The organism is Bacteroidia bacterium, assembly GCA_033391075.1.
In the GTDB taxonomy this organism is placed as follows: domain Bacteria; phylum Bacteroidota; class Bacteroidia; order J057; family J057; genus JAWPMV01.
Genome location: JAWPMV010000001.1, coordinates 2852098 through 2868607 on the forward strand (window position 1 = coordinate 2852098; position 16510 = coordinate 2868607).

At 42.6% G+C, this 16510-nt stretch carries 18 protein-coding genes and 1 pseudogene; 9 read left to right on the plus strand and 10 right to left on the minus strand.

All coding sequences use genetic code 11. From position 1 onward, the window contains the following. Window positions 1-63 precede the first annotated feature (63 nt). From R8P61_11510 to R8P61_11530, 5 genes are all read left to right on the plus strand, one after another. Window positions 64-714, plus strand: a complete 651-nt coding sequence (locus R8P61_11510; protein ID MDW3647686.1) for a carotenoid biosynthesis protein — start codon at window positions 64-66, stop codon at window positions 712-714. A gap of 54 nt (window positions 715-768) precedes the next feature. Continuing rightward, complete coding sequence (locus R8P61_11515; GenBank protein ID MDW3647687.1) at window positions 769-1383, plus strand: porin family protein; 615 nt, start codon at window positions 769-771, stop codon at window positions 1381-1383. Between the two features lie 71 nt (window positions 1384-1454). After that, window positions 1455-1946 carry an asparaginase domain-containing protein gene (locus tag R8P61_11520; protein ID MDW3647688.1) on the plus strand — a complete coding sequence of 164 codons (492 nt, stop codon included), beginning with the start codon at window positions 1455-1457 and terminating at the stop codon, window positions 1944-1946. Window positions 1947-2144: 198 nt separating this feature from the next. Then, a complete protein-coding gene (locus R8P61_11525; GenBank protein ID MDW3647689.1) occupies window positions 2145-2714 on the plus strand; it encodes a hypothetical protein in 570 nt (189 codons plus the stop codon). Next, window positions 2671-3336, plus strand: a complete 666-nt coding sequence (locus tag R8P61_11530) for a hypothetical protein (protein ID MDW3647690.1) — start codon at window positions 2671-2673, stop codon at window positions 3334-3336. The genes R8P61_11525 and R8P61_11530 overlap by 44 nt, the downstream gene beginning before the upstream one ends. A gap of 94 nt (window positions 3337-3430) precedes the next feature. Here R8P61_11530 and R8P61_11535 read toward each other — a convergent pair whose 3' ends face one another. The 5 genes from R8P61_11535 to R8P61_11555 all read right to left on the minus strand — a co-directional run bounded on the left by R8P61_11535 (window position 3431) and on the right by R8P61_11555 (window position 6734). After that, complete coding sequence (locus R8P61_11535; GenBank protein ID MDW3647691.1) at window positions 3431-4132, minus strand: 2-C-methyl-D-erythritol 4-phosphate cytidylyltransferase; 702 nt, start codon at window positions 4130-4132, stop codon at window positions 3431-3433. Window positions 4133-4138: 6 nt separating this feature from the next. Beyond that, entirely contained in the window at window positions 4139-5185 is a 1047-nt protein-coding gene (queA, locus tag R8P61_11540; GenBank protein ID MDW3647692.1) for a tRNA preQ1(34) S-adenosylmethionine ribosyltransferase-isomerase QueA, read from the minus strand. 105 nt (window positions 5186-5290) lie between these two features. Further along, entirely contained in the window at window positions 5291-5782 is a 492-nt protein-coding gene (locus R8P61_11545) for a DUF4112 domain-containing protein (GenBank protein ID MDW3647693.1), read from the minus strand. Window positions 5783-5797: 15 nt separating this feature from the next. After that, window positions 5798-6280: a DinB family protein gene (locus R8P61_11550; protein MDW3647694.1), complete on the minus strand. Its 483-nt coding sequence runs from the start codon at window positions 6278-6280 to the stop codon at window positions 5798-5800. Window positions 6281-6296: 16 nt separating this feature from the next. Beyond that, window positions 6297-6734: a thioesterase family protein gene (locus R8P61_11555; GenBank protein ID MDW3647695.1), complete on the minus strand. Its 438-nt coding sequence runs from the start codon at window positions 6732-6734 to the stop codon at window positions 6297-6299. A 103-nt stretch (window positions 6735-6837) separates the two neighbouring features. On the opposite strand from R8P61_11555, the gene R8P61_11560 reads away from it, so the two are divergent. Next, a complete protein-coding gene (locus tag R8P61_11560) occupies window positions 6838-7884 on the plus strand; it encodes a serine hydrolase domain-containing protein (protein ID MDW3647696.1) in 1047 nt (348 codons plus the stop codon). Here R8P61_11560 and R8P61_11565 read toward each other — a convergent pair. Continuing rightward, the gene (locus R8P61_11565) at window positions 7874-8320 is read right to left on the minus strand and encodes a GNAT family N-acetyltransferase (GenBank protein MDW3647697.1); all 447 of its coding nucleotides are present in this window, start codon (window positions 8318-8320) and stop codon (window positions 7874-7876) included. The two genes, R8P61_11560 and R8P61_11565, sit on opposite strands and share 11 nt — an antisense overlap. 90 nt (window positions 8321-8410) lie before the next feature. On the opposite strand from R8P61_11565, the gene R8P61_11570 reads away from it, so the two are divergent. Further along, window positions 8411-10264 carry a YgiQ family radical SAM protein gene (locus R8P61_11570; protein ID MDW3647698.1) on the plus strand — a complete coding sequence of 618 codons (1854 nt, stop codon included), beginning with the start codon at window positions 8411-8413 and terminating at the stop codon, window positions 10262-10264. On the opposite strand, the gene R8P61_11575 is transcribed toward R8P61_11570, so the two are convergent. From R8P61_11575 to ggt, 4 genes and pseudogenes are all read right to left on the minus strand, one after another. Further along, window positions 10261-11835, minus strand: a complete 1575-nt coding sequence (locus tag R8P61_11575) for a D-aminoacylase (protein MDW3647699.1) — start codon at window positions 11833-11835, stop codon at window positions 10261-10263. The two genes, R8P61_11570 and R8P61_11575, sit on opposite strands and share 4 nt — an antisense overlap. 4 nt (window positions 11836-11839) lie before the next feature. Continuing rightward, window positions 11840-12778: a serine hydrolase gene (locus R8P61_11580; GenBank protein ID MDW3647700.1), complete on the minus strand. Its 939-nt coding sequence runs from the start codon at window positions 12776-12778 to the stop codon at window positions 11840-11842. A 69-nt stretch (window positions 12779-12847) separates the two neighbouring features. After that, window positions 12848-13621: pseudogene (locus R8P61_11585) on the minus strand (DUF1080 domain-containing protein). Between the two features lie 27 nt (window positions 13622-13648). Then, a complete protein-coding gene (ggt, locus tag R8P61_11590; protein ID MDW3647701.1) occupies window positions 13649-15334 on the minus strand; it encodes a gamma-glutamyltransferase in 1686 nt (561 codons plus the stop codon). A 184-nt stretch (window positions 15335-15518) separates the two neighbouring features. Between ggt and R8P61_11595 the strand changes: the two genes are divergently transcribed. Both R8P61_11595 and R8P61_11600 read left to right on the plus strand, forming a co-directional pair. Continuing rightward, a complete protein-coding gene (locus R8P61_11595; GenBank protein ID MDW3647702.1) occupies window positions 15519-16001 on the plus strand; it encodes an FKBP-type peptidyl-prolyl cis-trans isomerase in 483 nt (160 codons plus the stop codon). Continuing rightward, window positions 16002-16508 carry an FKBP-type peptidyl-prolyl cis-trans isomerase gene (locus R8P61_11600; GenBank protein MDW3647703.1) on the plus strand — a complete coding sequence of 169 codons (507 nt, stop codon included), beginning with the start codon at window positions 16002-16004 and terminating at the stop codon, window positions 16506-16508. It abuts the gene before it with no gap. Window positions 16509-16510: the final 2 nt, after the last annotated feature.

Genomic DNA, 16510 nt, shown 5'->3' on the forward strand with positions numbered 1-16510 from the left:
CTCAGGCGTTTTGTATTCAAGCTACATGAAAAACGCCTTTCTCTTTTTCAAATAAGGAGACGGATGGAAGAACACGGAAAATCTGGTGTAACCTTTGCGATTATTGTACTTGTTGTCCTTCATTATGTAGGTGTAATTGGATTTCACCTGGAGGATTACCGTGAGCTATTCGAGAGTTTAACTCCCATAAATTTGCTCATCTCTGTAGGCGTGCTCGCCTACTTCCATAAAATCTGGAACCTCAACTTCGGTTTTTGGGTATTCGGCGTATTCTGGGGTGGATATCTCCTGGAGTTCGTAGGGGTACATACAGGCCTTATTTTTGGGGATTACAGTTACGGCTCCACCCTGGGTCCTAAAGTAGCTGCAGTTCCTCCTATGATGGGGCTCCTGTGGGTAATGACTGCCTACATGGCCGGTATCCTGGCACAAAACATGACGACCAACCTTTGGTTGCGAGTTGTGATGGGCGCTTTACTCATGGTTATTCTCGACTTTCTGATTGAACCCGTTGCCATGGAATATGACTATTGGTATTGGGATGCCCATAGAGTTCCCATTTCCAATTACTTTACCTGGTTTATTGTAGGGGCCATCATGCAATACGTTTTCCATCAAATCCATCAGGAAAAAAGCAATCCCGTTGCTTATCCTCTCTACCTGATACAATTCGGATTTTTTGCTACCTTCCTGATCGTTGACCTGGCCGGATAAAAAGGCAAGGTTTTTTACCTATTTATTACGTCCAATTATTTCAATTTTTCATTCATGGAAAAGAAACTACTATTCACGACTATTATTCTATGCTTTTTCAGCTTACAATCTTTTAGCCAGGGTTTTGGTGGAGGCCTGCATGTTGGATTAAATGCCAGTCAGGTTGACGGAGATGCTGTACAAGGTTTTAATAAAGCAGGTCTTAGCCTGGGAGCTTTTGTCAATTATGAAATTGGCGATAACATTTTCATACAACCGGAATTGTTATTCGAGCAATTGGGAAGTGCATTTCAGGGCATCACCTTCGTCCAAACTTCACATATAACGCTTCCTGTGGTATTTAAAATCAATATTCCCGTCCAAATGGGTAATAGTACACAGGCTATTCAGCTACATGCGGGTCCTGCAGTTGGATTATTGATAGGAGCTAAAAATGATGTCGGCAATGACCTGAGTAATTTGCTGAAGAATTTTGATACACGCATTGTAGGCGGATTGAGCTATAGACTGGCTCCCGGCTTTAGTTTCATGCTGAGGTATGGATATTCTTTGGGTTCATTTATCGAAACCACAGCCCCTACTGCAGCCAACCTTCTCGCCCCTGGAAAAACGGGTCTGGCTCATAATTATGTAAATATTGGACTGCGTGTTCATTTTACCGCCAATTAAATTTTCCAAATTCATAATGCTTTTGCGATATTCGTCCAAAATTTGAATACGTACTACAAAGCATTTTGGACATGACCATTAGGGTATTTGCGACCGGAGGGACCTTCGACAAGAATTATGATTATATAAATGGGCGTCTGTTTTTTGAAGACACCCAGCTTCCTGAGATGTTTCGTCTCGGTAGAAACACCATTGACATCAACCTCAGGACGCTCATGATGATTGATAGCCTGGAAATGACTGAAGAGGATAGATCGGTGATTGCACACAATTGCAAGACTTGCGAAGAAAAGCATATTATCATCACTCATGGAACAGATACCATGGTCGAAACAGCAAAAGTTGTAGCTCAATTGGGGTTGGAGAAAACCGTCGTTTTGACTGGAGCTATGGTACCTTACCGATTTGGTAGTTCTGATGGATTTTTCAATCTGGGTAGCGCACTGGCTTTTGCTCAAACCTTGGCTTCGGGCGTTTATGTCGTTATGAATGGACGCCACTTCAGCTGGGACAATGTTCGAAAAAATCGCCAGACCGGCTTTTTTGAAGAATTGAAAGCCTAGGGAACTTTTTAACCTCCATTGAACCTTTTTTACAGCAAGCCCCATTTCCCTTAATGCTCAGATTAATGAAAATGCGCTGCAAACTAAAGAAAAGGAAGATTGTGGGTTGCTTGCTTCCATTTTTTACTTTGCCATGCGACATGTTGTTGTGTTTTAGGAATAGGGCAGAAGTTGTATCTTTTCTCAAACCCTTGACTCATGGCAAAAAAAATCCCCTATAAGGTACGAGAAGGTATTATCTCAGATCGCTCATCTGGCATGAGCTATGATGCAATAGCTTCTAAATATGGATACTCTGTAAGTGGAGTAAAAAAGATCTACTACCGTTATAAGCGACGAGGCAAAGCAGGCCTCTCAGATAACTATCATCTTTGTGGGAGCAAACATGCCTATACTAAAGATATGCGGGCTTTAATCACATCCAGTCGTAAAGGAAAAGAAGGGGCACTCTTCATTCGCAGTGTTTTGCAAGAGAAATTCCCTGCTGAGCGAATTCCTCATGAACGCACGATTCAGCGTTGGTGGAAGTCATTGGGTCTAAATCAGCCTAAAGGTAGGCCCAAGAAAGGGAAGGCAAGTTGGACAACTGAGGCTCATGATACCTGGCAAATAGATGGTAAAGAGCGGATTGAGATGGGCAATGGAGAGCAGGTTAGTTGGATCAATACGGTAGATGAAGCAAGTATCTCTCAATTGGACACTAAGCTTTTTCCCCCGAAAAACGATGAGGCAGATTGCTCCCAAAGTAGCGATAGGACAAATGAATAAGAATTTTGAGAGATGGGGAATGCCAAGGAAGATCAAAATAGATAATGGGCGTCCCTTTATAAATATGCGGCACAGAGATACGCCCACGCTTGCAATATTATGGTGGATAGGGCTTGGGATAGAAGTAATACAAAATAATCCCGCAAGCCCGCAAGAGAATGGAGCAGTTGAAAATTTACAGGCTACCTTGGCTCGATGGTCTCATCCCAAAACTCATACACGAATAGAGGATTTTCAAAAAGCGCTTGATGAAGCGGGAAGAATACAAAGAGAGGTATATATGGTATCAGCTAGGGGATATAAATCCAGAATATCATTGTTCCCGGAATTGAAAACTAACACTCGAGTGTTTAGCTATGAATGTTTCGATTTTCAAAGGGTAGAGCAATATCTTTCAGAGCGGGTATGGAGGCGAAAAATAAGACATAATGGGAGAATCAGATTTATGAGCAAGGAATTCCATATGGGAAGACCCTACGCAGGGAAAGAAGTATCTATCTCTTTTGATCCTATTGAAAAACTTTGGCTCATACATGATGCGGATGGAACACTCCTGAATCAAAGTAAAAGAGAGATCGTGTCACAAAGGGAAATCCTTGATTTTGCAAGATTGGACCAGTAACAAAAAAGGGCACAACTTACGCCTTATTGATAAGACCTGACTCAATGTCGCATGGCATACTTAAAAAGGGGAACGGAATTCGCAGAGAAGGGTTTTACTCGCCCCTTTTGAGGATACTCTCCCCCAAAGCAATATCTTCAGGAGTCGTAATCTTTATATTGTCATAACTTCCCTCACAAATGGCTACACTCCCTCCAAAGTCATCATATAGGCTAGCATCATCTGTAAAGTTATTGTGAGGTCTTTGGACAAATGCCTGCAGGATTGCTGTCAATGAGAAGGTCTGCGGAGTCTGCACATGATAAAAACGAGATCTGTCAACTGCCCGGCTTTTTCCTGCTTCATGAATCTCACGCATAGAGGATTTCACAGGAACACATACCAAAGAAGCTCCCTTTTCTTTCGCAAGCTCAAAAGCATGTTTAATTACCTCATCTTTCACAAAAGGCCTTACCCCATCATGAATCGCCACCCATACCTCTTCCAAGGAATCAAAATGTCTCTCCAATCTCAAAAGTCCCTGATGCACAGATTCGGTCCTGCTGGCTCCCCCTTCACCTACGATAATGCGAGCGATCTGATCAAAGGACAGGTATTTAACTGAAAATTCTTCCCAAACCGCTAACTGATCCTTAGGCAATACCAAACTCAGGATCAATTCCGGATCATGCGCTAAAAATCGTAGAAGAGTATGTATCAATATAGGCTTGTCCCCCAATAGCAGGAACTGCTTGGGTATCTCTGATCCCATCCGTTTGCCGGAACCACCAGCAACGATGACCGCAGATTTTCGCATGAAGTTTTAGATAAGGAGCATAGCATCTCCAAAGCCATAGAAGCGATACTTCTCTTTCACCGCTTGCTCATAACACTCCATCATAAACTCATACCCTCCAAAAGCAGCACTCATCATCATGGGTGTTGATTTAGGCTTATGGAAGTTTGTCAGGAATGCATTAGCAATATTGAACTCGAAAGGAGGATAAATAAATTTATCTGTCCATCCTTCGGCAGTGTTAAGCATCCTGCTAGCTGAAACGGAAGACTCCAGGGCACGCATCACAGAAGTACCTACCGCCAATACCCTTTGCTTTGTATTCTTGGCATTGTTGACCAAATCACGGGCATACTCAGGAATCACAAAATATTCAGAATCCATTCTATGCTTGGAAAGGTCTTCTACCTCAACGGGATTGAAAGCACCGATACCAACATGCAAGGTAAGTCTTGCTTCATCGATCCCTTTGAGTTCGAAACGCTTCAGGAGTTCACGGGTGAAATGAAGTCCTGCAGTTGGGGCTGCGACTGCTCCTACATTGGTAGCAAAAACCGTTTGATAGGCTTCGCGATCAGAATCCTCCACATCACGATCTATATAGGGAGGGATAGGAGTCTTACCCAATTTATCAATGAGTTGGTGCAACTCTTCATTTTCCCCATCAAAGAGGAAACGGATGGTTCTTCCTCTTGAGGTAGTATTGTCAACTACTTCAGCAACGAGGTCGTTTTCTCCAAAGAAAAGTTTATTACCTACCCGTATCTTTCTGGCAGGTTCAACCAATACATCCCAGAGTTTTTGTTTGGGATTCAATTCGCGAAGAAGAAAAACCTCAATCTTAGCACCGGTTTTTTCTTTTTTGCCAAATAGTCTTGCAGGAAAAACTTTGGTATCATTGAATACTGCTACATCTCCCTCGTCAAAATATTCGAGAATATCTTTGAAGACTTTGTGCTCGATTTTACCAGTATCTTTATGAGCGACCAGCAGGCGGCTTTCATCTCTGGGTTCATGAGGATATTGTGCTGTGAGTTCTTCAGGAATCTCAAAGTTGAAAGCGGAAAGTTTCATTGCCATAAACGCCGAAATTTGGTGGGTTTGCGAATTAGTGGGCAAAAATAGGTTGTCAATCCCTGATTGTCAAGGGATAAGTAAGAGGAAATCAGATTTTGATGCCTATAATGTGCCTAAATACTCAAAGAATAAATCGAATAGCTTGTAGACGCCATAAATCAGGCCAAAAATAACGCCCATCGTAATAAAAAAAAGTCCCAACAGCATGCCTTTTCCGCTGCCAGTATGTTCGCCTTCCTCATAATGTTCAATCAAAAGTTGAACATTTCTGTTGTTTGCCTTGTATCCGATATCGAAAATGGTTCCTAAAATGGGGATAAAACTGATGACAACATCCAGCAGAATATTGCCGACCATTTTCAGATAAACTTTTCCACTGGCTCCATTTCTTTGCATTTGCCAAACCAGAAAAGCAGAAACCAGGTAGGTTCCAATATTGCCAACTCCCGGAATAAGACTCAGGATTGGGTCTAGTCCAAATCGAATACTTGTAAAGGGTATCTTAAAATTTGCATCCATGAACCAGGCAAGTCGCTTGATCCACAAAACTTTGGGATTGTCTATCTTTTCTAATCCCGGAAATGCTTCATCCATATACGGAAAGGTTAATTAGCCAGCTACGTTTTCCCATACCCTCATTTTTACCATACGGAAAATAGAGTATATGTGGTGGCTTTCGTGCAAAGTAAAAAATTCAAACCAGGCAATCACATCCATACTTCCCAAGCGAGGGTGATTTCCCTTTCTACCCAATTCGCTCTCAGACAATTCTTTGAGATGCTTTTTGATCCGGATTCTAATCGTATTCATTTTGTCCCAAATTTCAGGCACACTCATAGGCTTCCATTCCGAAAATCCGGCATCCCATTCTGATTTATATCGCTCAAACATCGGGATTTCATCTTCCATGATTTGCCGGAGTCGTAAAAGAAATACTTCATGATACCTGCCAAGATGGGCCAAATGTAAACGTATAGACCACTTGCCTGATAGAGGATTGTAGTTTAGTTGATCTGCATTCAGGTCCTGAATGAGAATTTTCATCTCTTCTTCCTGAAGATCAAGCTTATCGAGTAATTGGGAGAGATTCATAGGCGAGGGAATTACCTTATGCTAATTCTGACTTTGCAGCTTCGTATTTTTCCATAAGTCCTGTTGGCATCGGTACAGGTCTTTTTCGGGTTAAATCAACGACATATCCCATTTGCTTTCCCCTGCAAAACACACGACTCTCAGAAGCGATTTCAAAACACATGATCCATTTTGCCCGACTGAAAGATTCTACCCAAAGCTTCCCGACTATCTTCTCCCCAATTTTCAGGGGATATTTATAATCCGCCTCTGTTCGTGCAAGCACTGGAGACATATTATCCTCCAGCATTTGCTCATAAGGCCAGTATTGGGCCAGAAACTCAGTCCTAAGGTCTTCAAACCAGCGAATATAAACCTGATTGCTCACGATCCCCATGACGTCTATATCATAACCATAGATCCTGATGGGCATTTCTACCAACATCAGTCTTGGACTTTCTTGCACTTTTGCCATAATTCAATCTTACGAAACAATTAGGAAAAATCGATAGCTTAATTGTAATTTTCATACTAAAGCTCGGCTTTCATCACACTCCCTTCATAATAATCCCTGACTCATGACTAAACTCAATCTCTTTTTAAGCATTTTTCTTGTCGCTCTTCTTTCCTGTAAACAGGAAAATGAGAAGAGGGCATTAAGCAAGAAATCGCAGCTTCTGGAATTATTTCAGGAAGAAGGCTTCAATGGAAATTTTCTGTTTGCCGAAAAAGGAGAGAAGAAAATCGAAATAAGTTTGGGATATCGGGATTTTGAAAGTCAAGACAGCTTGATTCAAAAGCATCAATTTTATCTGGCCTCGGTTTCCAAGCAGTTCACAGGCATGGCTTGTCTCTTACTCGTACATGAAGGCAAACTAGATCTTGATGACAAACTTTCCTCTTTTTATCCCCAACTCTCCTATGCGGATTCAGTAAGCATACGTCAGATGCTACATCATAGCTCAGGGATACCTGATTATTATGGACTGGGAGTGTATAAGCCTGGTATGACAAATGAAGATGTCCTCAATGCCCTATTGAATGATACACATTTGGATTTTGTGCCGGGAACGGAATTCAGGTATAGCAATTCGGCTTATGTCCTGCTCTCTTTGCTAGCCGAAAAAGCAAGTGGTACAACTTTCTCTGATTTGCTGGAAGAAAAGGTATTTAATCCATTAGGCATGAATAGCACCCTGGTTTATGACCGGGAAAAGGAGATGCCCGCTCGAGCGATTGGATATAGTGAAGAAGGGGATAAAAAGGATTATCATGCCTTTACTACTGGCGGTGGAGGTTTATTCTCAAATATCCCGGATCTCTATACCTGGGAAAGAGCCCTTTATACGGATAAATTGATTCCTCAAGACTTAATGAAGGAAGCCTATATCCCGGGCAAATTAGCGGAGCCCGAAATGACTAAATACGGTTTCGGTTGGTTTATAGATAAGGACAATCCACACAGGGTATGGCATTCTGGATCTTTAGAAGGATTCCGTAACCTGATGAAAAGGGATATGAAGGATGAAATTCTCCTCCTTTACCTGACCAATAATAGTTTTGGGAAATTGGCGGAACTGAGCGAAAAGGTAGAAGCGATTCTTTTTGAGGAAGTTAAACCTTAAGGTTATAGACGAAATAATCCTCTTCTTTTTTGTAACCCAGTTTTTCATACAAAGCCTGTGCATCGTAGTTCTCTTTACCGGTTTCCAACATCAGACCTTTTGAACGGGTATCTTCTGCTAATTCACGAGCCGTATTCATAAGAGAGGTGGCCACTCCTTTTTTTCTGTGTTTTGGATCAACAAAAAGATCATTGAGCACCCATAGTCTTTGCATAGATACAGAAGAAAAGGAAGGATATAGCTGTGTAAATCCCATTGCTTCCCGCTGCCCTTCACTAAGGGCTAGAAATATGACGGATTCTTCTCTTTGGATGCGTGTGTGTAAAAAAGCTTTAACTTTTTCAGGATCAGCTTCCTGTTCATAAAATCGTCTGTATGCATCAAAAAGAGGCACAATAAGGTCCAGATCGGCTATTCCCGCTTTAATTATATTCATGAATCATTTGTCTTGCGTGAACTAATTTACAAAAAAACGGGTTTAGCTATGAGAAGATTGTATCACATAATTAATTTGTAAATTTGCGGCATGGTAGCGCAAAGGCCCCTGACAGATTGGCTCCCCATTACGGCCAAAGAAGTACAGATGAGAGGATGGGAAGAATTGGATGTAGTCCTGATATCCGGGGATGCCTATGTGGATCATCCCGCATTTGGTCCAGCCGTGATTGGAAGAATCATTGAACATGCAGGCTACCGGGTAGCCATTGTTCCTCAACCCAATTGGCAGGATGATCTGAGAGATTTCAAAAAGTTTGGGAAACCTCGACTCTTTTTTGGGGTTACTTCCGGTTGCATGGATACCATGGTCAACCATTACACAGCAGGAAAAAGAAGACGATCAACTGATGCCTATACGCCAGATGGCCAGGCAGGCTTTCGTCCAGATTATGCCCTGACCGTTTATACCCAAATTCTCAAAGATTTATATCCCGATGTACCGGTTTTGATAGGGGGCATAGAAGCATCTTTGCGAAGGGTTACTCATTATGATTATTGGGCAGACAAGCTTTTCCCAAGTATTCTTGAAGATACCGGAGCCGATATGCTGGTTTATGGTATGGGAGAACAGGCTTTGCGGGAGATTCTCAAATTGCTGGACAAAGGCGTACCTTTTCATTCGCTCAAAACCATTCCCCAAACCGGTTTCCTACTGAATGAAGAAGAAAAACTTCCCAAGAACAAGAATTGGGAGGATGTGGAAATTGCCTCACATAACACCTGTCTGGAAGATAAAATAAAGTTCGCGGCTAACTTTAAGATCATTGAGCAAGAATCCAATAAAGTAAAGGCACGGCGAATTCTACAAGGAATAGATGCTAAAACTCTTGTGATCAATCCTCCATATCCTCCTATGGAAGAAGCTGAAATTGATCAGAGCTTTGATCTGGCCTACACCCGACTCCCCCACCCTAAATACAAGAAACGGGGGACGATTCCGGCATATGAAATGATCAAGTTTTCGATCAATATGCACAGAGGCTGTTTTGGCGGATGTAGTTTCTGTACCATTTCAGCACACCAGGGGAAATTCATCGCTTCTCGCAGCAAGGAATCGATCATGAAAGAAGTCGATGCAGTGACTCAAATGCCGGACTTCAAAGGCTATATCAGCGATCTTGGAGGGCCTTCTGCCAATATGTATAAAATGAAAGGCAAGGTTCAGGAAATTTGCGATAAATGTACAGCACCTTCCTGCATCCACCCGGTCATATGCCATAATCTGGATACCAATCATAAACCACTTACTGAGATTTATAAAGAAGCCACTAAACATGAGAAGGTAAAAAAGGCTTTTGTCAGCAGTGGAATCAGATACGACCTCCTGGTCGATAGTTATAATAAAAAAGCCGATAGCAAAGATCTGGAAGACTACATGGACAATCTGGTTCAAAACCACGTAGCAGGCAGACTAAAAGTGGCTCCTGAGCATACTTCAGATGATACTTTGAGGGTAATGCGCAAACCTTCTTTCAAACATTTTCATGAGTTTAAAAAGAGGTTTGACCGCCTAAATAAAAAGCACAAAAAAGAACAACCTCTGATTCCCTACTTTATTTCGAGTCATCCGGGCAGTGAAGTGGAAGACATGGCAAATCTGGCTTGTGAGACCAAGGACATGGGTTTCAAATTGGAACAAGTCCAGGATTTCACCCCAACTCCTATGACGGTAGCAACCATCATTTATTATACAGGGGTTCATCCGTATACCTTAAAACCGGTTTATACGGCCAAAACGCGGGATGAGAAAAAAAATCAACACCTCTTTTTCTTTTGGTATAAATCAGAGAATCGATTGAAGATCCGGGAGAAATTACGGAAAGTAGGGCGCTTTGATATGATTGAAAAGCTTTTAGGAGGCAAACCAAAGAAGAAAAACTAAGGTTTTTTAGCTGGCCCATACAAAACTTGTCCGGCCTTTATTCCCATAAACTTTTCATTATCCACTGCGACTTCTCCATTAATTATCACCCAGGGAATTCCACTGGAGTATTGATGTGGTTCAGAGAAAGTTGCCATTTCCTTGACCTTGGCCGGATCAAAAATGCTTATATCTGCCTTGTAGCCTTTTTTGAGTAAACCTCTATCCGACAGTCCCATTCTAAAAGCGGGAAGGCTGGTCATTTTACGGATCGCCTCTTCCAAACTCAGCACTTTGTCTTCTCTAACATATTTATCCAGGATGCGGCTAAAGGTGCCATAGGCTCTGGGATGAGGATGTCCCCTACCCGGTTCAGAAAGTCGACCATCAGAAGCGACCATTGTATAGGGATACTGCATGATTCGTACGACATCGGCTTCATCCATCGCATGATATATGGTACCGGTCCCCCCATTTAATTGAGCTTTGATCACCATGTCTGCTCCATTTTCCAGGCTGGGCTCTATACCTTCCATTATGCACCAGTCATACATGGTTTTGCCCTCTAATTCAGGTTTCCAGCTCACCCGGGAGAATTGAATTCTTTTCAAATCTGCTCCTCCCCGATCATTAATGATATTAAAAAGGATTTGTTTTTTTATGCTATCCCTCAGCACAGGACTTTCTATACGCTTTGCAAATTCCTTGCGTCCTCCTGCCTGCGCCCAATTAGGGATAAGGATACTGATCCCGGTATGACTGGCTGTATAGGGATATTGGTCTATCATAATATCCAATCCGACTTTACGAGCGGAATCTACGAGAAAGAGGGTCTGCTCGCTAGAGCCCCACATGGGCTTACCTACAACTTTGTGATGCGTAAGTACTACAGGGATTTCTGCTTGCTCACTGATGACTATGGCCTCTTGAACACCCTCTAATAATCCTAGACCTTCTTCTCTTAAGTGAGAGGTATAAAAGCCGCCTTTTTCGGCTGCAACCCTCGAAAGCGCTATAACTTCTTCTACCTTGGAAAAGGTTCCGGGCAGGTATTTTAAACCTGTTGAAATACCAAAGGCCCCTTCTTCCATTGCTACTTCAACTTGCCTTTTCATTTCTTCCAATTCCTCATTAGTCGGATCCCTGTTTTCCAGTTGCATGACATTTTTTCGCAGCTGATTGTGGCCGGTGAGGTAGCCCACATTGAGGCCGATTCCTATTTCCTTCAGCGTATCCAGATAAGCACCAAATGGCCAGGGACTTCTTCCATCTGGTCCACCGAGGGCCGTAGTCACTCCCTGTCGGATATGGCTTTCGCATTCCGATAGTTCCAAAATAGGATCCAAATGGGCGTGGAGGTCTATAAAACCTGGGGAGACAACCATCCCATTCGCATCTATGATCTTTTTTGACCTGGCTGATTTCAAATCTCCCAGTTCAATGATTTCATCTCCAACAATTCCGATATCTGTAATACTCCCCTTTTCCCCATCTCCCACATAAACCATCCCATTTAGAATTACGATATCATACTCCTGCTGAGATTGGCAGGAAAAAAGGGAACCTATAAGTACTAATAGTAAATACCTCATAATCCTATTGTCTGGCGCTTAAAATGAGATTGAATAATTTTCCAGCTTCCTCACCGCTGACGCGATTTCCAGCTTCATCCGTATTTACCCGATGTACAATGACCAGATCATAAGCAGGAATAATCATTACATAGTGTCCACCTGCTCCTCGCGCGGAATAGCTACCTTCAGGAATATCAACATAGGGCAAATGCGGATACTTATTATGATCACGAGCTACCCACCACATATATCCGTAGCCGTCGCTTCCATATAGGGCAGCATCTGAATGATAAGCCGTACTTTCTCTCACCCAATCCGCTGGTATGATTTGTTTACCCTTCCAATTGCCTTCATTGAGCATCAGCCAGCCGAAGCGAGCCAGATCATGGGCGGAGATGCGGAAAGGATAAGCGGGGTGAATAGATTCTTCGCCCTCTACATACCAGCCATCCTTGGCTTCAAAATCTTCCATGCCTATAGGCTTGGCTATTTCAGCTTCTATAGATTCGAATATTTTTTTTCCAGTAAGCTTTTCGAATAGGGTTCCTGAGGCATTGAAATCCCAATTATTGTAGTACCAGTGGGTGCCTGCTTTCACAGTATGCCTTTCAGGTTTTAACGCTTTCATCCCCGCTGATTCATATAAGGCAGGGTGGTAAATTCCGCTTCTCGCTTTCAGACAATCTCTTAGCGTTGCTTTCAGTTCTTCTTCTGAAAGTGGAGGCTCATCATTGATGCCCAGCTCTTCCATACTTTGGTCCAGGTCAATGACTCCCTTTTTAACATAATTTCCATAAAGGGCACTTAAAACACTTTTCCGGATAGAATGGGTCATAAATTTCTTTTTCACTTCTCCCCATTCATGAACGATCATTCCATCTTTGATTATCGTAACAGCAGCTGTATTGATGCTTTTGCTATAGTCCTCAGCTGCTTTCAGGCCTTCCTTCGAAAAACCCAATTGCTCAGGATTTTCTACTTTCTCCCAGTTTTTTCCAGGGAAATGGACCTCTCCTTCTTCCAGTAACTCAAAGTCTGTCTCCGAACCCTCCAGATTTAATTCTTCTATCCAAATATTTCTGTACAGAACATTATGGCCTTCTGCCTGCAATTTCAATCCGCCGGGCGTATTCGTTATGCCTTTCCCCTTATCATTTCCCCCATCCAATCCAGAATTGGGTCCTCCCCATACCTGATTGATGTCCTGATTTCTATGGACTTTAATCCCATTGAAAAAAGTAGTTAGCTGAGCTTTAGCTACTCTTTTTCCATCCTCAAAGCGTGCAGCTTTAAAAGTTATGTCATAGGAATTCCACTTCCCCAATCCATTATAGGCATAATAGGGCGATTCTGTTTCATTGATGACAGCTGCCAGTCCATGCTTGGTAGAATCGCCATCCAGCACCTGGATTTCATAGCGATTTTGAAGATAAACTCCGGAATTCCCTCCAGGATTAGCAATCAGAAATTCGACATGCAGGCGAAAATCTGTGTATTTCTTTTTGGTAACTAAATCAGCAGCTCCATAGAGCCCTCCTTTGGCAGCCGGGTCATTGCTGTTCATGACAGTACCGGCATCGACAGGATCATCTACAATTTCCCATTTGACAGGGAGTTTTGCTTTCAATCGAGGCCCCTCCCAATAGGTCCAGTTTTTATGAAGGAGTTCCTGACTCCCATCAAATAGAATTTCAGCACCTGAAGGAGCTTTCATGCCCAGGGTTCTCTGCCCAAAAAGTTGAACAGATATAAAGAGGCAAAATGCCAGACAAATGGATGTGTAGTAGTAAGTAGTTTTCATCATGTATTCTTTTAAAAACGCAAGCAGAATCTAGTATCCTGCTGCATGACCATCTTTTCTGAATTCAGAGGCACCATAATACACCCCTTCTTTGGGGTCGTACATGATCGCCTGATAGCCTCCATAGGCTCCTCCAAGCGTCACCTCATGCCCTATAAAGACCAGTTTTTTGATTTCGATCATATCAAAGCCACTTTCAAAATGGATTTTCCCTCCATTCATCATCTTGCGAGGACCGGCTGGATCGGTAGAACCTTCATGCCGAATCCTGGGAGCGTCTCCTGCTTCTTGCAGATTCATCCCAAAATCGATCATATTAACCAATACCTGCACATGCCCTTGAGGTTGCATGGAACCACCCATGACTCCAAAGCTCATAAAAGGTTTTCCATCCTTTGTTACAAAGGCAGGGATAATTGTATGAAAAGGTCTTTTGCCCGGCTCATATACATTGTAGTGCCCTTCCTCCAAGCTGAACAATGCTCCTCTATCTTGTAGCATAAATCCCAATTCTCCCGGAATGACACCTGAGCCCATTCCTTTATAATTACTTTGAATAAGAGAAACCATATTTCCCTCCTTATCAGCTACTGTGAGATAGATGGTATCTCCATCCTTTAGTATACCTGCAGGATAACTTCTTGCTGCCCTCTTCCCCATCAACTTTCTGCGCTCATCAGCATAGGATTTAGAAATCAATTTATCTACAGGGATTTCATTAAAGGCTGGATCTGCATAAAATTTTGCACGATCTTCAAAAGCCAGCTTTTTAGCCTCCACCAGCGTATGGATATATTCGGCAGAGCCAAAGCCCATAGAAGCAATGTCAAACTTTTCCAAAATATTGAGCATCTGCAAAGCGGCTATCCCCTGACCATTGGGAGGTAATTCCCAGACATCATAGCCCCGGTAGTTGGTAGAAACAGGATCCACCCATTCTGATTCATGATTTTTGAAATCTTCTAAACTCAGGAAGCCACCGGCTTCCTGCATATGGGCCACAATCTTTTTCGCTATCTCTCCTTTATAAAAAGCCTTTCTTCCTTTATCAGCAATCAGTTCAAGGGTGTTTGCTAAACGAGGATTTTTGAAAAGCTCTCCTTTTTTGGGAGTATGCCCTCGTGGCATATAGGTACTGGCAAAATGAGGTTCTCTCGCAAAACGGGCGGATGCCATTTCCATATATAGAGAAATCAATTCTGATACCGGAAATCCTTCTCTGGCATAATTGATAGCTGGAGCTAATAAAACCTCCATAGGAAGCTTTCCAAACTTTCCATGCAACTCAAACCAACCATCTACTGCTCCCGGCACAGAAACACTCAAAGGACCATAAAAAGGAATTTGTTCCATCCCTTTTTCCTTGAAATAACTCAGGCTAAGAGATTCTGGAGATCGACCGCTGGCATTTAAGCCATACAATTGTTCGCTTTTTGCATCCCAAACAATAGCAAAAAGATCTCCTCCTATGCCACAGCCTGTAGGTTCCATCAAGCCCAAAGTTGCATTGGCTGCTATAGCTGCATCGACCGCCGTACCTCCTTGTTTCAGAATATCCAAAGCCACCTGTGTAGCCAAGGGTTGAGAAGTAGCAGCCATCCCATTAGGTGCAATTACCTCAGAGCGGGAAGCGAAATTAAAACTGCTAATGCGATCCTGAGAAAAAAGGGATGAACATATAAAAAATGAAAGGAAAATCAGGCTATAGCTTCTCATCTGTTTAATTTTATTCTAATCTAAGCAGGGGAAATTGAGTTAGCAAGAAGCGTTATGGGGATTATTTACGTTCTAAGGAGAAATGAAGCAAAAGTGGACAGGATTTCCCCTTGCCTTGCTCCTCTCTTTCGCCTAATTTTGATGTATATTTGTGGGACTATGTCTCCTAACCAAAAACACCTTTATGCTAGCATTAAAAAAAGTATTCTTTTTCCCCCTCATAATTATCGGATTGTTTTTTGCCTCCTGTGACGATAGAGTAACCTTTGAACAGCAGCAGAAAATCGACAAAGACATTATCGATGAATATGTGGCCGACAATAATCTCGATGGATTTTATACCGAAAACAATATTTTCATCGCATTTGAAAAAGAAGGTACAGGCACGGAAACTCCTACTGCTTTGTCTACCATTGAGATCATCTATACTGGCTACCTATTAGACGGTACCGAATTTGATTCTTCTGCAGGTTTCCCCAGAGAATTTCAGGTATGGAGACTGATTCAGGGATGGCAGGAAGGCATGCAGGAATTCAAGACGGGTGCTAAAGGAACCATGATTATTCCTTCTCGTTTTGCTTACAGAACCGCGGGAACTCCTGATGGTAGTGTTCCTCCCGATGCGGTAATTGCTTTTGACATTGAACTCCTAAGTTTCAGAGATTAATTGAAATTAAGAATCACATATTATATCATAGGCTGCCTTCTTGGCGGCCTGTTTTTTCCTTCCTGTGGCCAGATTGAAGTTCCCAGTGACTTTGAATTGATCGAAGCAGACCGCCCCCTAATCCTGGCCTATGCAGAGGCCAATAATTTAGATGGTCTTTTCAATTTCCAGGGAGTATATGTGGTAACCGAAACTGAAGGCGATACTGCCACTTCCTTTCCTTCCAGCAGTTCCCGAGTCGATCTTTTGTATCAGGGGAGTCTTCTGACAGGTGAAGTTTTCAATTCTACCGCTTCAGACAGCCTCAGAACCCCTGCTGGTGAATGGCCTCGGCTGAGTGAATTGATTTCCGGCCTGGAAAGTGGAGTAAAATTATTTCGCAAAGGAGGAAGGGGAACCCTGATTATCCCTTCTGCCCTTGCCTATGAAGAGCATGGAAGCACAGATGGCAAAGTCCCACCCAATGCCATTCTGAGGTTTGATTTTGAATTGGTGGATTTTGAGTAGTT

What these genes read in the sequence shown, in the direction of transcription:
- R8P61_11510 (MDW3647686.1), top strand. Translation starts at nt 64, where the DNA reads ATGGAAGAACACGGAAAATCTGGTGTAACCTTTGCGATTATTGTACTT.
- R8P61_11515 (MDW3647687.1), top strand. Translation starts at nt 769, where the DNA reads ATGGAAAAGAAACTACTATTCACGACTATTATTCTATGCTTTTTCAGC.
- R8P61_11520 (MDW3647688.1), top strand. Translation starts at nt 1,455, where the DNA reads ATGACCATTAGGGTATTTGCGACCGGAGGGACCTTCGACAAGAATTAT.
- R8P61_11525 (MDW3647689.1), top strand. Translation starts at nt 2,145, where the DNA reads ATGGCAAAAAAAATCCCCTATAAGGTACGAGAAGGTATTATCTCAGAT.
- R8P61_11530 (MDW3647690.1), top strand. Translation starts at nt 2,671, where the DNA reads ATGAGGCAGATTGCTCCCAAAGTAGCGATAGGACAAATGAATAAGAAT.
- R8P61_11535 (MDW3647691.1), bottom strand. Translation starts at nt 4,132, where the DNA reads ATGCGAAAATCTGCGGTCATCGTTGCTGGTGGTTCCGGCAAACGGATG.
- queA (MDW3647692.1), bottom strand. Translation starts at nt 5,185, where the DNA reads ATGAAACTTTCCGCTTTCAACTTTGAGATTCCTGAAGAACTCACAGCA.
- R8P61_11545 (MDW3647693.1), bottom strand. Translation starts at nt 5,782, where the DNA reads ATGGATGAAGCATTTCCGGGATTAGAAAAGATAGACAATCCCAAAGTT.
- R8P61_11550 (MDW3647694.1), bottom strand. Translation starts at nt 6,280, where the DNA reads ATGAATCTCTCCCAATTACTCGATAAGCTTGATCTTCAGGAAGAAGAG.
- R8P61_11555 (MDW3647695.1), bottom strand. Translation starts at nt 6,734, where the DNA reads ATGGCAAAAGTGCAAGAAAGTCCAAGACTGATGTTGGTAGAAATGCCC.
- R8P61_11560 (MDW3647696.1), top strand. Translation starts at nt 6,838, where the DNA reads ATGACTAAACTCAATCTCTTTTTAAGCATTTTTCTTGTCGCTCTTCTT.
- R8P61_11565 (MDW3647697.1), bottom strand. Translation starts at nt 8,320, where the DNA reads ATGAATATAATTAAAGCGGGAATAGCCGATCTGGACCTTATTGTGCCT.
- R8P61_11570 (MDW3647698.1), top strand. Translation starts at nt 8,411, where the DNA reads ATGGTAGCGCAAAGGCCCCTGACAGATTGGCTCCCCATTACGGCCAAA.
- R8P61_11575 (MDW3647699.1), bottom strand. Translation starts at nt 11,835, where the DNA reads ATGAGGTATTTACTATTAGTACTTATAGGTTCCCTTTTTTCCTGCCAA.
- ggt (MDW3647701.1), bottom strand. Translation starts at nt 15,334, where the DNA reads ATGAGAAGCTATAGCCTGATTTTCCTTTCATTTTTTATATGTTCATCC.
- R8P61_11595 (MDW3647702.1), top strand. Translation starts at nt 15,519, where the DNA reads ATGCTAGCATTAAAAAAAGTATTCTTTTTCCCCCTCATAATTATCGGA.